We start from the raw sequence: 15097 nt of genomic DNA on the forward strand, positions 1-15097 counted from the left end.
GAGTCCCTCACGGCAACCAGTGTAGGCCGCCTCGGAACGCGCACCCGGCTCACGACCTGCCGGTAGATGCCGTTGGCGGCTTTCCGCCCGGTCGGTGCCCGGTCAGGCGTCCCGTGGTCCGCTGAGCCGTTCGGTGCGGGGAAAGGACGCCCAGATGTTCTTGGTGGTGTCCGTGGCGTACCAGCCGACGTCGAGGGAGAGGGCGCGGGCCAGTTGCAGGCCGCGCCCGCCGTCGCCCTCCGGCTCGGCCTCCGGCCCGGCCTCCGCGAACTCCGGCAGGGAACTCAGGTCGTGGTCGGCGACATCGAGGATCAGGTGGTCGTCGGTGGCGAGCAGCCGGACGATGGTCGGCGGGATCCCGTGACGCAGGGCGTTCGTGGCCAGCTCCGTCGCGATCAGCGCGACGAGCTCGGGCACCTCCGCCAGGGCCTCGCCCTCACCGAGCACGTCGCCGGTCAGTTCCTCGTGCAGGGAGGCCCGCAGGGCGTGCAGGTCCGCCGGCTCCGACAAGGTCCACCGGCGCAGCTCAACGGCCTGCGGCGGGGGTGGGGAACTGCTCAGCTGGCCCATGGTCTCGTTCTACCCGATCTCCGGCCGGCTCACGCTTGGGCACATCGGTCAGCGCACCGGGTCGTGGGTACCCCGGGGCACTGCCGAACGGCAGCGGCGTACCGGTCGTACGGCGCCGGACGGGATCGGCACGCCGGTTACCGCATGCCAGGCGACGGCCGCGGGTAGTGCATGTGGTGACCGAGAGGAGAACGCCGTGCCAAGCACCACGATGCCGATGCTCGAGACGTACCCGAAGTCGATCAACCTGGACCGGGCCAAGCTGGCGGCCGTCATCGACGCGCTGAACACCTGTGCCCAGGCCTGCACCGCCTGCGCCGACGCCTGCCTCAGCGAGGACATGGTCGCGGAGCTGACCAAGTGCGTACGGACGAACCTGGACTGTGCGGACGTCTGCACCACGACCGCCCGGGTGCTGTCCCGGCACACCGGCTACGACGCCAACCTCAGCCGCAGCCTGCTGGAGGCGTGCGCCACCGCCTGCAAGTCCTGCGGGGACGAGTGCGCCGGCCACGCGGGGATGCACGAGCACTGCCGGGTCTGCGCCGACGCCTGCCGCGCGTGCGAGCGGGCCTGCCGTGACCTGCTCGCCACCATGAGCTGACCCGTCCGGGCCGGTCCGGACGGGCCGGCCGCGCCGACGGTGCCGGCATCCCGCGTGGGGGTGCCGGCACCGTCGTGCTCATGTCCCCGGGCCGATCGGTGACACATACCCGGTGGGGGTATGTAAGGTAGGTCTGGAGGAGGCGCAGATGCCCCACGGGACGCACCACCACGACGACCATCCGCCCCGCACCACGACGGACCCGGCCCCGCACGCGCACGGCGACGGCGGCCACGCGCACGGCGGCGACGGCCACGCGCACGGCGGCGACGGCCACGCGCACGGCGGCGACGGCCACGCGCACGGCGGCGACGGCCACGCGCACGGCGGCGGCCACGGCGGGCACGACAAGCACGCCGGGCACGACCCGGAGATGTTCCGCCGCAAGTTCTGGCTGAGCCTGGCGCTGACCGTGCCGATCGTGCTGACCAGCGACATGGTGATGGACTGGTTCGGCTACCGGCTGGAGTTCCCGGGCGTCGCGTGGGTGGGCCCGGTCCTCGGCACGGTCGTCTTCCTCTACGGCGGCTGGCCGTTCCTCGTCGGCGCGGTGCGGGAGGTGCGCGACCGGGCGCCCGGCATGATGCTGCTGATCGCGATGGCCATCACGGTTGCCTACGTCGCCTCGGCGGCGACCGCGCTCGGCGCCTTCGACCTGGACTTCTGGTGGGAGCTGGCGGCCCTGGTCACGATCATGCTGCTCGGCCACTGGCAGGAGATGAAGGCCATCGGCCAGGCGCAGGGCGCGCTGTCCGCCCTGGCGGCGCTGCTGCCCGACGACGCCGAACGGGTGACGGTGGACGGCGGGGTCGAGCGGGTGTCGGTGGGGGACCTGCGGGTCGACGACCTGGTGCTGGTCCGCCCCGGCGCGCGGGTGCCGGCCGACGGGCGGATCACCGAGGGCGGCGCCGAGCTGGACGAGTCCATGGTCACCGGCGAGTCGCGACCGGTCCCACGAGGCGTCGGGGACCGGGTGGTCGCCGGCACGGTGGCCACCGACGCGGCGGTCCGGGTGCGCGTCGAGGCGGTCGGCGAGGACACCGCGCTGGCCGGCATCCAACGCCTCGTGGCCCAGGCCCAGCAGTCCAGCGGTCGCGCGCAGGTGCTCGCCGACCGCTTCGCCGCGTGGCTGTTCTACGTCGCGACCGTGGTGGCCCTGGCGACCCTGGTGACCTGGGCGGTGCTCGGCGACCTCGGCGGGGCCGTGGTGCGTACGGTCACCGTGCTCGTGATCGCCTGCCCGCACGCGCTGGGCCTGGCCATTCCGTTGGTGATCGCGCTGTCGACAGCGGTGGCGGCCAGGGGCGGGATCCTGGTCAAGGACCGGTTGGCGCTGGAACGGATGCGCACGGTCGACGCGGTGCTGTTCGACAAGACCGGCACCCTGACCCGGGGCGAGCACGTGGTGTCGGGGGTGGCGGCCACGGGGAACGGCAGCGAGGACGAGGTGCTCGCCCTGGCCGCGGCGGTGGAGGCGGACAGCGAGCATCCGCTGGCCCGGGCCATCGTGGCCGCCGGCGCCGAGCGTGGCGTGGCCCGGCGGGCGACGGGGTTCCGCTCGCTGACCGGGCGCGGCGTCCGCGCCGAGGTCGACGGCACGGCGTACGCCGTCGGGGGCCCCGCCCTGCTCCGCGAGCTGCGCGCCGAGGTGCCGGACGACCTGGCCGGCCGGCAGGACGACTGGTCGCGCCGGGGCGCGGCGGTGCTGCACGTGCTGCGCCTCGACGGCGGCGCGGCCACCGTGCTCGGCGCACTCGCGCTGGAGGACCAGGTCCGCCCCGAGGCCAGGGAGGCGATCGCCGAGCTGCGGGAGCAGGGCGTCGGCAAGATCGTGATGATCACCGGGGACGCCCGTCCGGTCGCCGAGGCGGTCGCCGCCGACCTCGGTTTCCGTCCCGGCGTCGACGAGGTCTTCGCCGAGGTGTTGCCCGCCGACAAGGACGACGCCGTGGCCGACCTGCAACGGCGGGGGCTGCGGGTGGCGATGGTCGGCGACGGGGTGAACGACGCCCCCGCCCTGGCCCGCGCCGACGTGGGCATCGCCATCGGCGCCGGCACCGACGTGGCGATCGAGTCCGCCGGGGTGGTGCTGGCCTCGTCCGACCCGCGCGGCGTCACCGGCGTGATCCGGCTGTCCCGTGCCTCGTACCGGAAGATGATCCAGAACCTGGCCTGGGCGGCCGGCTACAACGTCGTCGCCCTTCCGCTGGCCGCGGGCGTGCTGGCGTGGGCCGGGGTGACGCTCAGCCCGGCGGTCGGCGCGATCCTGATGTCCGCCTCGACGATCGTGGTGGCGCTCAACGCCCAACTGCTGCGCCGCGTACGCCTGCGCTCCGCCGAGGGCTGAGGCGGCGGGTCGGCCGCGCCCTTTACCGACAATTCGAGTTGTCTTGACAAGAGAATTTGTCGGTGGGACGCTGTGGTCATGTTCGACATCGCAGTGATCGAGGACCCGGCGGCGGCCGAGGCGTCCCTGGACCCGATGCGGGCCCGGCTGCTGGCCGCGCTCGCCGAGCCGGCCTCGGCGACGACGCTCGCGGCCCGCGTCGGCCTGCCCCGGCAGAAGGTCAACTACCACCTCCGGGCGCTGGAGCAGCACGGCCTTGTCGAGCTGGTGGAGGAGCGCCGCAAGGGCAACATGACCGAGCGGGTCATGCGGGCGACGGCGGCGTCGTACGTGATCTCGCCCGCGGCCCTCGCCGCCGTGCGGCCCGACCCGGGGCAGTCGCCGGACCGGCTGTCGGCGCGGTGGCTGCTGGCGCTGGCCGCCCGCCTGGTGCAGGACGTCGGCGCCCTCATCACCGGCGCGGAGCGGACGAAGCAGCGGGTGGCGACGTTCGCCGTCGACGGCACCGTCCGGTTCGCCTCCGCACGCGACCGGGCGGCCTTCGCCGAGGAGTTGGCGGCGACCGTCACCGCCCTGGTCGGCAGGTACCACGACGAGAGCGCCCCCGGCGGACGCGAGCACCGGGTGGTGGTCGCCCTGCACCCCAGCGCCGACCCCGACGACAGCAACCAGACCGAGGAGCATTGACATGGGGCACCACTTCGAGCTGCGCAAGGACGTCGAGTTGGCCGCCACGCCCGAGCAGGTGTGGGAGGCCATCGCGACCGGCCCGGGCATCGACTCGTGGTTCATGGGCCGCAGCGAGGTCGAGCCGGGCGAGGGCGGCCGGACCCGCCTGACGATGGCCGGCCACGTCGAGGAGGCGACGATCACCGCGTGGGAGCCCGGCAAGCGGTTCGCCGACCGCACCGAACCGGCCCCGGACGGCACGTTCATGGCCATGGAATACCTGATCGAGGGCCGCGACCAGGGCAGCACGACCCTGCGGCTGGTCCAGAGCGGCGTGCTCGGGGACAACTGGGAGAGCGAGTACGAGGCGCTGCGCGTCGGTTGGGACATGTACCTCGGGACGCTGGCCGCGTACCTCGCCCACTTCCCCGGTCGGACCGCGACCCCGGTCTCGGCGTTCCGTCCGGGGGTCGGCGGCGCGGACCGGGCGTGGGCGGCCGTGGCCGACGCCTTCGGCGTCGCGGGTCCGCTCGCCGAGGGCGACCGGGTCCGGTTCACCGTCGCCGGCCTGCCGCCGGTCGAGGGCGTCGTCGACCTGGCCGGCCTGCCGACCTACGTCGGTGTCCGCACCGTCGACGCGCTCTACCGGTTCCTCCACTCCGGGGCCGAGCGGGGCGACGCCCTGGTCCTCGCCCACCACGTCTTCGCCGCTGGGCAGGACCCGGCCCGGGCCGAGCGGGCCTGGCAGGAGTGGTTGTCCGCCCTGCCCCTCGGCTGACCGGGGGTGCCCCGGCGCGTACGGGGCGTGGCCGGGGCGACATGCCGACGGGGGGCTTGTTGCATCACTTTGGCAATTACGGGATGCTGGCGTTTAGTGGTCGGCTGCCCCGGCGCGCGATGATCCAGAGCACCGCCGGGGCAGCCGCCCGTTCGTGACCGTGGTCCGCCGCGGGCACGGTCGGTCAGACCAGGACGCCGGCCCGGCACGACACCGGGCGGTACGACGAGCAGACCCGGGAGCAAGTGATGCGTACGCGTGTGTCCGAGCGCGTGACGGCGGTGGCCGTCGCCGGTGTCCTCGCCCTGGCGGGCTGCTCGTCGCCGGCGACCCCCGCGACGGGCGCGGGTGGCGGCACCCTCGTGGTGGCGACGGCCGGGGAGCCCGACGCGCTGAACCCGGTGCTGAACTACGGCGTCGACGGCGCCTCCCTGATCTTCGACGGCCTGGTCGCCCGCGACGCCCGCAACGAGCTGGTGCCGGCGCTGGCCCGCGAGCTGCCGACCGTGTCGGCGGACGGCAGGACGGTCACCGCCAGGCTGCGCGAGGGCGTGCTGTTCCACGACGGCACCCCCTTCACCGCGCAGGACGTGGTCTTCACCTACCAGGCGGTGCTGGACCCGAAGGTCGACTCCACGCTCCGCTCCGACCTGGACATGCTCGCCTCGGTCGCCGCGCCCGACCCGTCGACCGTGGTCTTCACCCTCAGGTACGCCTACGCGCCGTTCCCGCAGCGGCTGGCCCTCGGCATCGTGCCGGCCAAGGCACTGACCGGGCAGGACATCAACAAGGCCGAGTTCAACCGCAGGCCGGTGGGCACCGGCCCGTACCGCGTGACGTCCTGGACGCCGGGCGACCGGCTCGTGCTCGCGGCCAACGAGAAGTACTGGGGCGGCCGGCCCGCCAACAGCGGCGTGGTGGTGGCGTTCGTCGCCGACGACAACGTACGCGCGCAGCGGATGCGGGCGGGGGAGTTCGACGCGGCGGAGCTGGCGCCGAAGCTGGCCACCGGCTTCGACGGGCTGGCCGGCTACCGGGTGCAGCGGGTGCCCACCGCCGACTACCGGGGCGTGATGCTGCCCGCCGGCAACCCGGTCACCGCCGACCTCGCGGTGCGGCGGGCGCTGAACGCCGCGGTGGACCGGGCGGCGATGGTCACCGGCCTGCTCGGCGGGGCGGGCGAACCGGCGTTCGGGCCGGTCCCGCCGACGTCGGAGTTCGCCGAGCCCTCGATCGTCGGCAGGCCCGCCGCCGACCCGGCCGCCGCCACCGCCGCGCTCGACGCCGCCGGCTGGAGGCCGGGCCCGGACGGGATCCGCGTCCGCGACGGCCGGCAGGCCGCGTTCTCGCTGATGTACCCGGCCACGGACAGCCTCCGCAAGGAACTCGCCCTCGCCGTGACCGCCGACGCGAAGAAGGTCGGCATCAAGATCACGCCCGAGGGGCTGACCTGGGACGCGATCACCCCCCGGATGAAGAGCGACGCGCTGGTCATGGGCTACGGCACCCCGTACGACCCGGACTTCGTCTCCTACAAGCTGTTCGGTTCCGCCTTCGCCGGCCAGGGCTTCTTCAACCCCGGCTCGTACCGCTCGCCCGTCGTGGACAAGGCGTTGCAGGACGGCCGCGCCAACGCCGACCCGGCCACCCGCAGGGCCGCGTACGCCACCTTCCAGAAGCAGCTCGCCACCGACCTGCCGTGGATCTTCCTCACCTATCTCCAGCACACCTACGTGGTGAAGGACGGGCTCGCCGGGGTGACCCCGCGGGTGGAGCCGCACGAGCACGACGTCGCCAACAGCCTCTGGTGGAACATCCACACCTGGACGAGGAAGTCGTGACGGCACCCGCCCCGACAGCCACGCCGGCCCCGGCGGGGGGCACCACCCCGCGTCGACGGCGCCGGTTGGCGGGATCCGGCAAGGTGGTCCGCCAGCGGCTGCTGGTGGCCGTGCCCATCCTCGCCGCCACCAGCGTCGGCATGTTCGCCCTCGGCGCGGCCTCCCCGATCGACCCCGCCCAGCAGTACGCGGGCGCGGCGGCGTTCACCACCAGCGAGGAGAACCTGGCGCAGATCCGGGCCAACTGGGGCGTCGACGACCCGCTGCCGGTGCAGTACCTGCGCTGGGTGGGCAACCTGCTCCAGGGCGACCTGGGCTGGTCCACGAGCCGCCACGAGCCCGTCACCTCCGTGCTCGCCGCCCGCGCCGGCTGGACCCTGCTGCTCGTCGGCGCCGCCCTCGCCCTCGTCCTCGTGGCGAGCCTGCTGCTGGGCACGCTGGCCGCGTACCGGCGTGGCGGCTGGTTCGACCGGGCGCTGCGCGCCACCGCGTACGCCGTGCAGTCGATGCCGGTGTTCTGGATCGGGCTGGCCGCGATCGCCCTGTTCGCCCTGACCCTCGGGTGGCTGCCGGCGGGCGGGCTCACCGACATCACCGCCACCGGCACCGACCCCGCCGACGTCGCGTGGCACCTGATCCTGCCGGTGGGTGTGCTGGCCGTCGCCCAACTGCCGTGGTTCGTGCTGTTCATCCGGGACGCCGTCGCCGACAGCCTCCGCGACGACCACGTCCTCGCCGCCTGGGCCCGGGGCCTGCCCGGACGCACCGTCCTGTTCGGCCACGCCCTGCGTACCGCGCTGCTGCCGTTCCTCACCCTCGTCGGCACCCACCTGCCCGAGCTGATCGGCGGCGCCGTCCTGGTGGAGACCGTGTTCTCGCTGCCCGGCCTCGGCGCGGTGACCGTACAGGCCGCGCTGGGCAGCGACTTCCCGCTGCTGGCCGCCACGACCCTGGCCACCACCGTCGTGGTGCTGGCCGCGAACCTCGGCACCGACCTCGCCTACGCCGCCGCCGATCCCCGGGTACGCCTCGATGACTGACCTCGCCCTGCCCGCGCGGCTCCGCCGGGCCAGACCCCGTACGGGCCGGGCCGGTGCCGCCGTCGCCTGGACCGTGCTCGTCGGCGCGGGGCTGGCCTGCCTCCTCGCCCCCGTCCTCTGGCCGCTCGACGAGAGCGCGGTGGACCTGGCCCGTACCCGGCTCGCGCCCTCCTGGGCCCACCCGGCCGGGACGGACGGCCTGGGCCGCGACGTGGCCCACCGCAGCCTCTACGGCCTGCGGGTCTCGCTGCTCGTCGGCGTGGTGGCCGCGCTCGTCGCCGTGGTGATCGGCGGCCTCGTGGGCGCGTTGGCCGGCACCCTCGGCGGCTGGGTCGACCGTGTGCTGATGCGGGTGGTCGACACCATCGCGGCGCTGCCGCACCTGCTGCTGGGCATCTTCATCGTCGCGATGCTGCGCCCGAGCCTGGGCGCGGTGATCCTGTCGATCGGGCTGACGCACTGGCTCTCCACCGCCCGCATCGTCCGGTCGGAGCTGCTCAGCCTGCGCACCCGGCCGTTCGTCGACGCCGCCATCTCCGGCGGGGCCAGCCGCGCACGGGTGATCACCCGACACCTGCTGCCGCACGTGCTGCCCCGGTTGGCGCTGGCCACCACGCTGATGGTGCCGCACGCCGTCTGGCACGAGACCGCGCTGTCCTTCCTCGGCCTCGGGCTGCCCCCGCACCTCGCCTCGATCGGCAACATGATCAACGACGGGCAACGGTCCCTGCTCACCGGCGCCTGGTGGGCCAGCATCGTGCCCGGCCTGCTCCTCGTCGTCGTCACGCTGGCCCTGGCCGCCCTCACCGGCCGCTGGCGCGACCGCCTCGACCCGCGCGTACGAGCGGAGCTGAACCTGTGACGACCACCCGCGAGCCCACGCCCGCCCCGCCCGCCACCGACGCCCCGCCCGGACTGCTGGAGGTCGACGGGCTGACCGTCCGCTTCCAGCTCCGCGACGCCGTGGTGCGGGCCGTCACCGACCTGCGCCTGAGCGTCCACCCGGGCGAACTCCTCGCGGTCGTCGGGGAGTCGGGGTGCGGCAAGTCGGTGCTCGCACACGCCCTGCTCGGCCTGCTCCCGCGCAACGCCACGGTCACGGGCCAGGCCCTCCTGCGCCGGCCCACCGGGGAACGGGTCGACCTGATCGGTTCCTCCGAGCGCCACCTCGCCCGCGCCGTACGCGGACGCGCCGTCGGCTTGGTGCCGCAGAGCCCCGCCACCGCGCTGAACCCCGTACGGACGGGTCGGCGGCTGCTGGAGGAGACCCTGCGCGCCCACGGGCACACCCGGCGCGAGGCACCCGCGGCGGCCGAGCGGGTCGCCGCCGACGTCGGTCTCGACCCCGCCGACCTCGACCGCCATCCCCACGAGCTCTCCGGCGGCATGGCGCAGCGCCTGGCCACCGCCCTCGCCCTCGCGCCCGACCCGCCTCTGCTGCTCGCCGACGAACCCACCACGGGCCTCGACCGGCCCCTGGTCGACCACACCCTCGACCTGCTGCGCCGCCGCTGCGACGCCGGTGGCGCCGTCCTGCTCATCACCCACGACCTGGCCGCCGCCCGCCGGGTCGCCGACACGGTCGCCGTCATGTACGCCAGCCGGATCGTGGAACGGCGGCCGACCGGCGAATTGTTCGCGGCACCCGCCCACCCCTACACCGCCGGCCTGCTCGACGCCCTGCCCGAACGGGCCTTCCGGCCGGTCCCCGGCCACCCGCCGATGCTCACCGACCTGCCGCCGGGCTGCGCCTTCGCCCCGCGCTGCGCGCGCGCCACCGACGCCTGCCGCACCCCGCCCGCGCCCCCGCCCGGCGGCCCGGGCCGGGTCGCCTGCCACCACCCGCTGACCCTGGGAGCGCCGGCATGACCAGCACCGCCGGAGCATCCGCCGACACGACCAGCACCGCCGGAGCATCCGCCGGCATGACCGGCGCCGCCGGGATGACCAGCACCGCGCTCGCGGCCCACGGGGTCACCGTCTCCTACGGCGGCCGGCGCGTGCTCGACGGCGTCGACCTGCGCGTCGCCCCCGGTGAGACGGTCGGCCTGCGCGGACCGTCGGGCAGCGGCAAGTCCACCCTGGCCCGGGTGCTGGCCCTGCTGCACGCCCCCGAGGCCGGGCACGTCACCCTCGACGGGCAGCGGCTGGCGGGAGCGCGGCACCGGCTGCCGGCCACCGTCCGTACGCGTGTCGCGATCCTGTTCCAGAGCCCCCGCGCCGCCACCGACCCCCGGCTGGGCCTCGCCGACATTATCGCCGAGCCGCTGCGTGCCACCGGCACCCCCGAGGAGCAGGCGCGGGCCCGGGCGGCGGAGCTGGCCGACCTCGTCGGCCTCACGCCCGACCTGCTGGCCCGCCGCCCCCACGCGGTCAGCGACGGGCAGCTGCAACGCGCCTGCCTCGCCCGCGCGCTCGTGCACCGGCCCGACTACCTGCTCTGCGACGAGGCCACCGCCATGCTCGACGCCTCCACCCAGGCGCACCTCGCGGCCGTCATCACCGACTACCAGCGGGAACACGTTGCCGGCGTCCTGCTCATCACCCACGACCCGGCGCTGATGGCCCGCTGGGCGACCCGGGTGGTCGACCTGCCGCCCCCGCCGCCCTCCTGACCCGGCCACCGCCGACCGCGACGCCCCCGAGACCCGGTCAGGCCCACGGCGACCGCGACGGTACGGAGATTGGTCAGGCCCACGGCGATCCGGAGGGCCGGAGGTGCCGGTCAGGCCGCGCGGCGATCGGAGACGTGCGCGGAGCCGGGATGCGGTGGCGGGAGCAGCCGCAGCCCGGGCGACTCCGGAGGCTCGTCGGCGGGCAGGTGCCAGCGGGGCTCGTCGGGGCGGCTGCGCCCCGCCGGGCCGTCGGGGCGCAGCCCCGGGCGGGACAGGGCGACGACGACGAGGTAGCCCGCGAGCAGGAAGCCGTGGCTGACCAGCCGGGTGGTGTCCACCCACCCGGCCAGCAGGTCGTTGACCGACAGCAGCGCCAGCACGCCGACGAAGGCGCTCAGCATCGGCACCAGCCCCGTCGGCGGTGTGCGTCGCGCCGCGACGAAGAGGAAGCCTGCGCCCACCGCGACGTTCCACGCCGCCGACTCGTGCCACAGGTGCCCGGACATCAGCCCGCCGGCCGCCGCGTGCGCGTGCGCGTCCGCCGTACCGCGCCCGATCTGCGCCAGGCCCAGCACGAGTTGCAGCGCCCCGAACAGACCCAGGACCGCCCGCAGGGTGAGCACGACCCGCTCCCGCCGGCGGCGCGGGCCCGGCGTCGATCCGCCCCGCCGCCCCGCCTCACCCGCCCGCGAGGACAGCGCGTCGAGGATGGCGTCGGTGCGGTCGTCCCCGGCCACGGCGACCGACAGCCGGGCCCGGCGGGTCAGCGCGGCTGCCTGGTCGTACCACCGCCGGCAGTCGTCGCAGCCGGCCAGGTGACCCGCCACCGCCGTCCGCTCGGCGGGGGTCTCCTCCCCGTCCAACTGTGCCGACAGCACCTCGCGCCACTGCTCACACCCCATGTACCGGTAGTCGGCCCGCAGGCGTGGTTGGTTCCCGCGCAGTTTGCCCGAGCCTCGTCCTGCCGCAGGTCAGCGCGGGTCAGGTGGCTCAGCCGGTGGCGTCGCGGCCTCGGCGGGCGTCCGGTCCGGGCCGGCTGCGCACGGCCGCGACGAGATCCTCCCGGGCCCGCGCCACCCGGGAGCGGATGGTGCCCACCGGGCAGCCGCACACCTGCGCCGCCTCGGCGTAGGAGAGGCCGAGCACCTGGGTGGCGACGAACGCCTCCCGCCGGTCCCTGGGCAACGCCGCGATGAGGCGTTCGAGCACGACCTGCCGGTCGAAGCCGCTCAGCGCCGGGTCGGGGACGTCGTAGCCGGCCGGCACCGGCACCGTCCGTGGCCGGGACGTCAGCGTGCGTACGTGGTCCGCCGCGACCCGGCGGGCGATGGAGAGCAGCCACGTGCGCGTCGAGGAGCGTCCGGCGTACGACGGCAGGGACTTCACCGCCCGCAGGAAGGTCTCCTGGGTCAGGTCGTCCGCCTCCCGGGGCGAGACCAGCGCGGCGAGGAAGCGTCGGACCTGCTGCTGGGTCGCCTGGACGAAGCAGGCGGCGGCGCTCCGGTCACCCCGTCCCGCAGCCAACGCCCACGCTGTGAGCTGCGCGTCGTCAGCCATCCGGCACCTCCGGGTCGGGCCGTCGGAGGGGGCTGCCCGACGACAACCACGACAGGTTGTAGTAGTGACTGTCCGGTAGCGTACCGCAAGCGGCCGGGTGCCGGACCGCCCTCGCCCCCGTACACCCGGGGGACCCCCGCGTCGGCGGCCGGGAGCTGTCTAGCATGGACGGCCCCCACCCGACCGTCGAAGCAGGCAGCCCATGACCGGCACGGTTTTCGAGAACGCCCGGATCCACACCCTCGACCCCGCCCGCCCACAGGCCGAGGCGATGCTGGTGCGCGGCGAGCGCATCGTCGCCGTCGGGGATCTCGACGAGTGCCGCGACCGTGCCGGCGCCGGGGCCCGCCGGGTCGACCTGGGCGGGATGACCGTGCTGCCGGGGCTCATCGACAGCCACCTGCACTCGGCGCTCTACGTACGCGGCCTGGAGCAGGTGGACCTGCGCGGCACGACCAGCCTCGACGAGGCGTTGACGCGGATCGCCCGGCACGCGGCCACCCTGCCGCCCGACGCCTGGCTCCTCGGGGGGCGCTGGGACAGCCACAAGTGGGACCGGCCGGTGCAGCCCACCCGGGCCGACCTGGACCGCGTCTGCCCGGACCGGCCCGCCGTGCTGCCCACCATCGACGGGCACACCACCTGGGTCAACACCGCCGCCCTCCGGCGACTCGGCATCGACGCCGACACCCCCGATCCGATCGGCGGGCAGATCGTCCGCGACGAACGCGGTGAGCCGACCGGCATCCTGCGGGAGGCGGCGGGGGACGCGGCGTACGACGTCATGCGCTCCTCGCTCGCCGGTGACCTGGTCACGCAGCTGCGTACCCACCTGCCCCGGCTGCTCTCCGTCGGCCTCACCAGCATCCACGACCTCGACGGGCAGGACTGCCGGGCCGCCTACGAGACCCTGTACGCCCGGGGCGAGCTGCCGCTGCGGGTGCACAAGACGATCCCGGCGACCGCGTTGGACGAGGCGATCGACCGGGGCTGGGCGACCGGCGACGGGGACCGCTGGCTGAGCACCGGCCCGGTGAAGATCTTCACCGACGGGGCGCTCGGCTCCCACACCTGCCTGATGACCGAGCCGTACGACGGCGAGCCGCACAACCACGGCATCGCGGTCACCCCCACCGAGGAGTTCGAGCGGCTGGTGGCGAAGGCGGCCGGGGCCGGCATCGCCGTCGCGGCGCACGCCATCGGCGACGCGGCCAACGAGATGGTGCTGCGGGCGTACGCGCGCTGGCAGGAGTCGGCGCGCACCAACCCGACCGTCGCCGGGGCGGTACGGCGGCTGCGGCACCGGATCGAGCACACCCAGCACCTGCGGCCGGCGGACGTGTCGCTGCTCGCCCGGCTGGGCGTGACCGCGTCGATGCAGCCCACCCACTGCACCAGCGACATCCCCCTGACCAGCAGAATGCTCGCCGGCCGGGACCTCGCCTCGTACGCCTGGCGGAGCCTGCTGGACGCCGGCGCGACGGTGGCGTTCGGCTCGGACGCCCCGGTGGAGGACCCGGATCCGTTCTTCGGTATCCACGCCGCGGTGACCCGGCAGCAGCCCGACGGCACCCCGCCCGGCGGCGTGGACCCGCACGAGCGGGTCGATCTCGACACGGCGCTGCGCTGCTTCACCGAGGCGGGCGCGTACGCCTCCTACGAGGAGCACCTGAAGGGGCGGCTCACGCCGGGCATGCTCGCGGACTTCATCGCGCTGCCCACCGACCCGTACGGGGTCGAGCCGGCGGCCCTGCGCGACCTCACGGTGGCGCTCACCGTGGTCGGCGGGGTCGTGCGCTGGCAGCGCTGACGGCCGGACAGCTCCTCGCCGGCGGTCAGGCGGGCGGCAGGTCGAGCACCAGCGCCGGGCCGGTCCGGCGACCGCCGCCGGGCCGCCCGGTCAGCGCGACCACGGCGTCCACGGCGCGCGGGGACCGCAGCGCCTCCTCGGCCAGCCGCCGCGACCGGGCGTCGTCGAGGGCCGGGGTGACCGCCAACCGCCGGGCGTCCGCCGGCGTTCCCGCCGCGCTGCCCGCCCGCTCGGCCAGGCCCAGCGGGCCGGCGTCCGGCAGGGCGGCGGGACGGACCTCCGTTCCGGCGAGCACGGCGACGTCCGGGCCGCCGTGGCGCAGCAGGGTGACCCGCCCGTCGGGGGAGACCGCCACGAGGGTCGCGGCGAGGTAGCCACCCGGGGCGATGCCCCGTACGAGGTCGTCGAGGGTCGCGGCGATCTCCGGCAGCGACCGCCCGCGCCGCAGGGCCTCGCGGCGGAAGGCCGACTCCAGCGCCCGGGTGTGCTCGGGGCGGGCCAGGGTGGCGCCGTGCGCCACGCCGAGAAGGACGCGCAGGCCGTCGCGCCGCACCGGCACCGCCGCGGCGACCTCCCCGGGCGAGCGGCAGACCGCCAGCGCGGCGCGTCCCGTCCCGGCGGGCAGGGCGAACACGGCGACGTCACGCGGCGCGGGCACGCGGGCGATCGCACGCTGCTTGCGGCGTCGGCGGACCCAGGCCAGCAGGGGTACGGCGGCCAGGCTCGCTACGGAGGCGCCGAGCGCCCACGGGTCGGCGCGGTGCCCGGGGACGACGGGGACGACCACGGAAGCCGCCAGCAGGACGGCCGCCCAGGCGGAGACGAGCGCGGCCACCCGGGGGCGGGCGGAGACGCCGAGCAGCCCGGGAAGGAGCACCCAGCCGAGCGGGGTGCTCACCTCGGCCACGCCCATCACGACGGCGTTGCCCGTCGCCCCGGCGAGGGCCGTCCGGGTCGACACCAGTGCCCAACTCCGCATCGCCCCACCCATCCGTCGTCCTCGACTGCCGTCGCCGTCGCCGCGCCCGCGGGCGCGGCGTCCGCCCTGCTCGACAGGACGCCAAGGCTATCCGGAGGTGGGCAATCGACTCGCGACCGTGCTAGGGAAGAGGTGCACGAGCGACGGGTACGCCCCGCACGCCGGTAAGGAGGTCGTCGTCGCGGGCACCGGGGCCGTCACGACGGCCGCTGCGGGGCTCCTGCCGGACGGTCGACGCACCGTACGCAGGCACGGCCCGCCGCCGATGCAGTATCGCCCCTAGGCGA

Annotated in this window: 14 protein-coding genes; 10 read left to right on the forward strand and 4 right to left on the reverse strand. The window is 75.4% G+C overall.

Annotated features, from left to right (window positions below):
* Positions 1-102 precede the first annotated feature (102 nt).
* Positions 103-570: an ATP-binding protein gene (locus ACGFIR_RS03945; RefSeq protein WP_393143064.1), complete on the reverse strand. Its 468-nt coding sequence runs from the start codon at positions 568-570 to the stop codon at positions 103-105.
* A 196-nt stretch (positions 571-766) separates the two neighbouring features.
* Between ACGFIR_RS03945 and ACGFIR_RS03950 the strand changes: the two genes are divergently transcribed.
* The 9 genes from ACGFIR_RS03950 (at position 767) to ACGFIR_RS03990 (ending at position 10464) form a co-directional block, all read left to right on the forward strand.
* Positions 767-1174, forward strand: a complete 408-nt coding sequence (locus tag ACGFIR_RS03950; RefSeq protein ID WP_393000576.1) for a four-helix bundle copper-binding protein — start codon at positions 767-769, stop codon at positions 1172-1174.
* A 148-nt stretch (positions 1175-1322) separates the two neighbouring features.
* Positions 1323-3521: a heavy metal translocating P-type ATPase gene (locus ACGFIR_RS03955; protein ID WP_393143066.1), complete on the forward strand. Its 2199-nt coding sequence runs from the start codon at positions 1323-1325 to the stop codon at positions 3519-3521.
* Between the two features lie 78 nt (positions 3522-3599).
* The gene (locus ACGFIR_RS03960; protein ID WP_393143068.1) at positions 3600-4208 is read left to right on the forward strand and encodes an ArsR/SmtB family transcription factor; all 609 of its coding nucleotides are present in this window, start codon (positions 3600-3602) and stop codon (positions 4206-4208) included.
* Position 4209: 1 nt separating this feature from the next.
* Positions 4210-4968 (forward strand): SRPBCC domain-containing protein, encoded by a 759-nt coding sequence (locus ACGFIR_RS03965; protein WP_393143069.1) that lies wholly within the window; start codon positions 4210-4212, stop codon positions 4966-4968.
* Positions 4969-5216: 248 nt separating this feature from the next.
* Positions 5217-6809: an ABC transporter substrate-binding protein gene (locus ACGFIR_RS03970; RefSeq protein WP_393143071.1), complete on the forward strand. Its 1593-nt coding sequence runs from the start codon at positions 5217-5219 to the stop codon at positions 6807-6809.
* Positions 6806-7849, forward strand: a complete 1044-nt coding sequence (locus tag ACGFIR_RS03975) for an ABC transporter permease (protein ID WP_393143073.1) — start codon at positions 6806-6808, stop codon at positions 7847-7849. The genes ACGFIR_RS03970 and ACGFIR_RS03975 overlap by 4 nt, the downstream gene beginning before the upstream one ends.
* Positions 7842-8711 (forward strand): ABC transporter permease, encoded by an 870-nt coding sequence (locus ACGFIR_RS03980; protein ID WP_393143074.1) that lies wholly within the window; start codon positions 7842-7844, stop codon positions 8709-8711. The genes ACGFIR_RS03975 and ACGFIR_RS03980 overlap by 8 nt, the downstream gene beginning before the upstream one ends.
* Entirely contained in the window at positions 8708-9718 is a 1011-nt protein-coding gene (locus ACGFIR_RS03985; protein ID WP_393143076.1) for an ABC transporter ATP-binding protein, read from the forward strand. The genes ACGFIR_RS03980 and ACGFIR_RS03985 overlap by 4 nt, the downstream gene beginning before the upstream one ends.
* A complete protein-coding gene (locus ACGFIR_RS03990) occupies positions 9715-10464 on the forward strand; it encodes an ABC transporter ATP-binding protein (RefSeq protein ID WP_393143078.1) in 750 nt (249 codons plus the stop codon). The genes ACGFIR_RS03985 and ACGFIR_RS03990 overlap by 4 nt, the downstream gene beginning before the upstream one ends.
* Before the next feature lie 110 nt (positions 10465-10574).
* On the opposite strand, the gene ACGFIR_RS03995 is transcribed toward ACGFIR_RS03990, so the two are convergent.
* Both ACGFIR_RS03995 and ACGFIR_RS04000 read right to left on the reverse strand, forming a co-directional pair.
* On the reverse strand, positions 10575-11366 hold the full coding sequence (locus ACGFIR_RS03995) for a zf-HC2 domain-containing protein (RefSeq protein ID WP_393000558.1): 792 nt from the start codon (positions 11364-11366) through the stop codon (positions 10575-10577).
* Positions 11367-11454: 88 nt separating this feature from the next.
* Entirely contained in the window at positions 11455-12021 is a 567-nt protein-coding gene (locus ACGFIR_RS04000; RefSeq protein ID WP_393000556.1) for a sigma-70 family RNA polymerase sigma factor, read from the reverse strand.
* A gap of 202 nt (positions 12022-12223) precedes the next feature.
* Here ACGFIR_RS04000 and ACGFIR_RS04005 point away from each other — a divergent pair, with 202 nt between their 5' ends.
* On the forward strand, positions 12224-13831 hold the full coding sequence (locus tag ACGFIR_RS04005; RefSeq protein ID WP_393143080.1) for an amidohydrolase: 1608 nt from the start codon (positions 12224-12226) through the stop codon (positions 13829-13831).
* Positions 13832-13856: 25 nt separating this feature from the next.
* On the opposite strand, the gene ACGFIR_RS04010 is transcribed toward ACGFIR_RS04005, so the two are convergent.
* Positions 13857-14810 carry a hypothetical protein gene (locus ACGFIR_RS04010; protein ID WP_393143082.1) on the reverse strand — a complete coding sequence of 318 codons (954 nt, stop codon included), beginning with the start codon at positions 14808-14810 and terminating at the stop codon, positions 13857-13859.
* Positions 14811-15097 lie beyond the last annotated feature (287 nt).

The sequence above is a fragment of the Micromonospora sp. NPDC049051 genome, assembly GCF_043197575.1.
Classification (GTDB): domain Bacteria; phylum Actinomycetota; class Actinomycetes; order Mycobacteriales; family Micromonosporaceae; genus Micromonospora.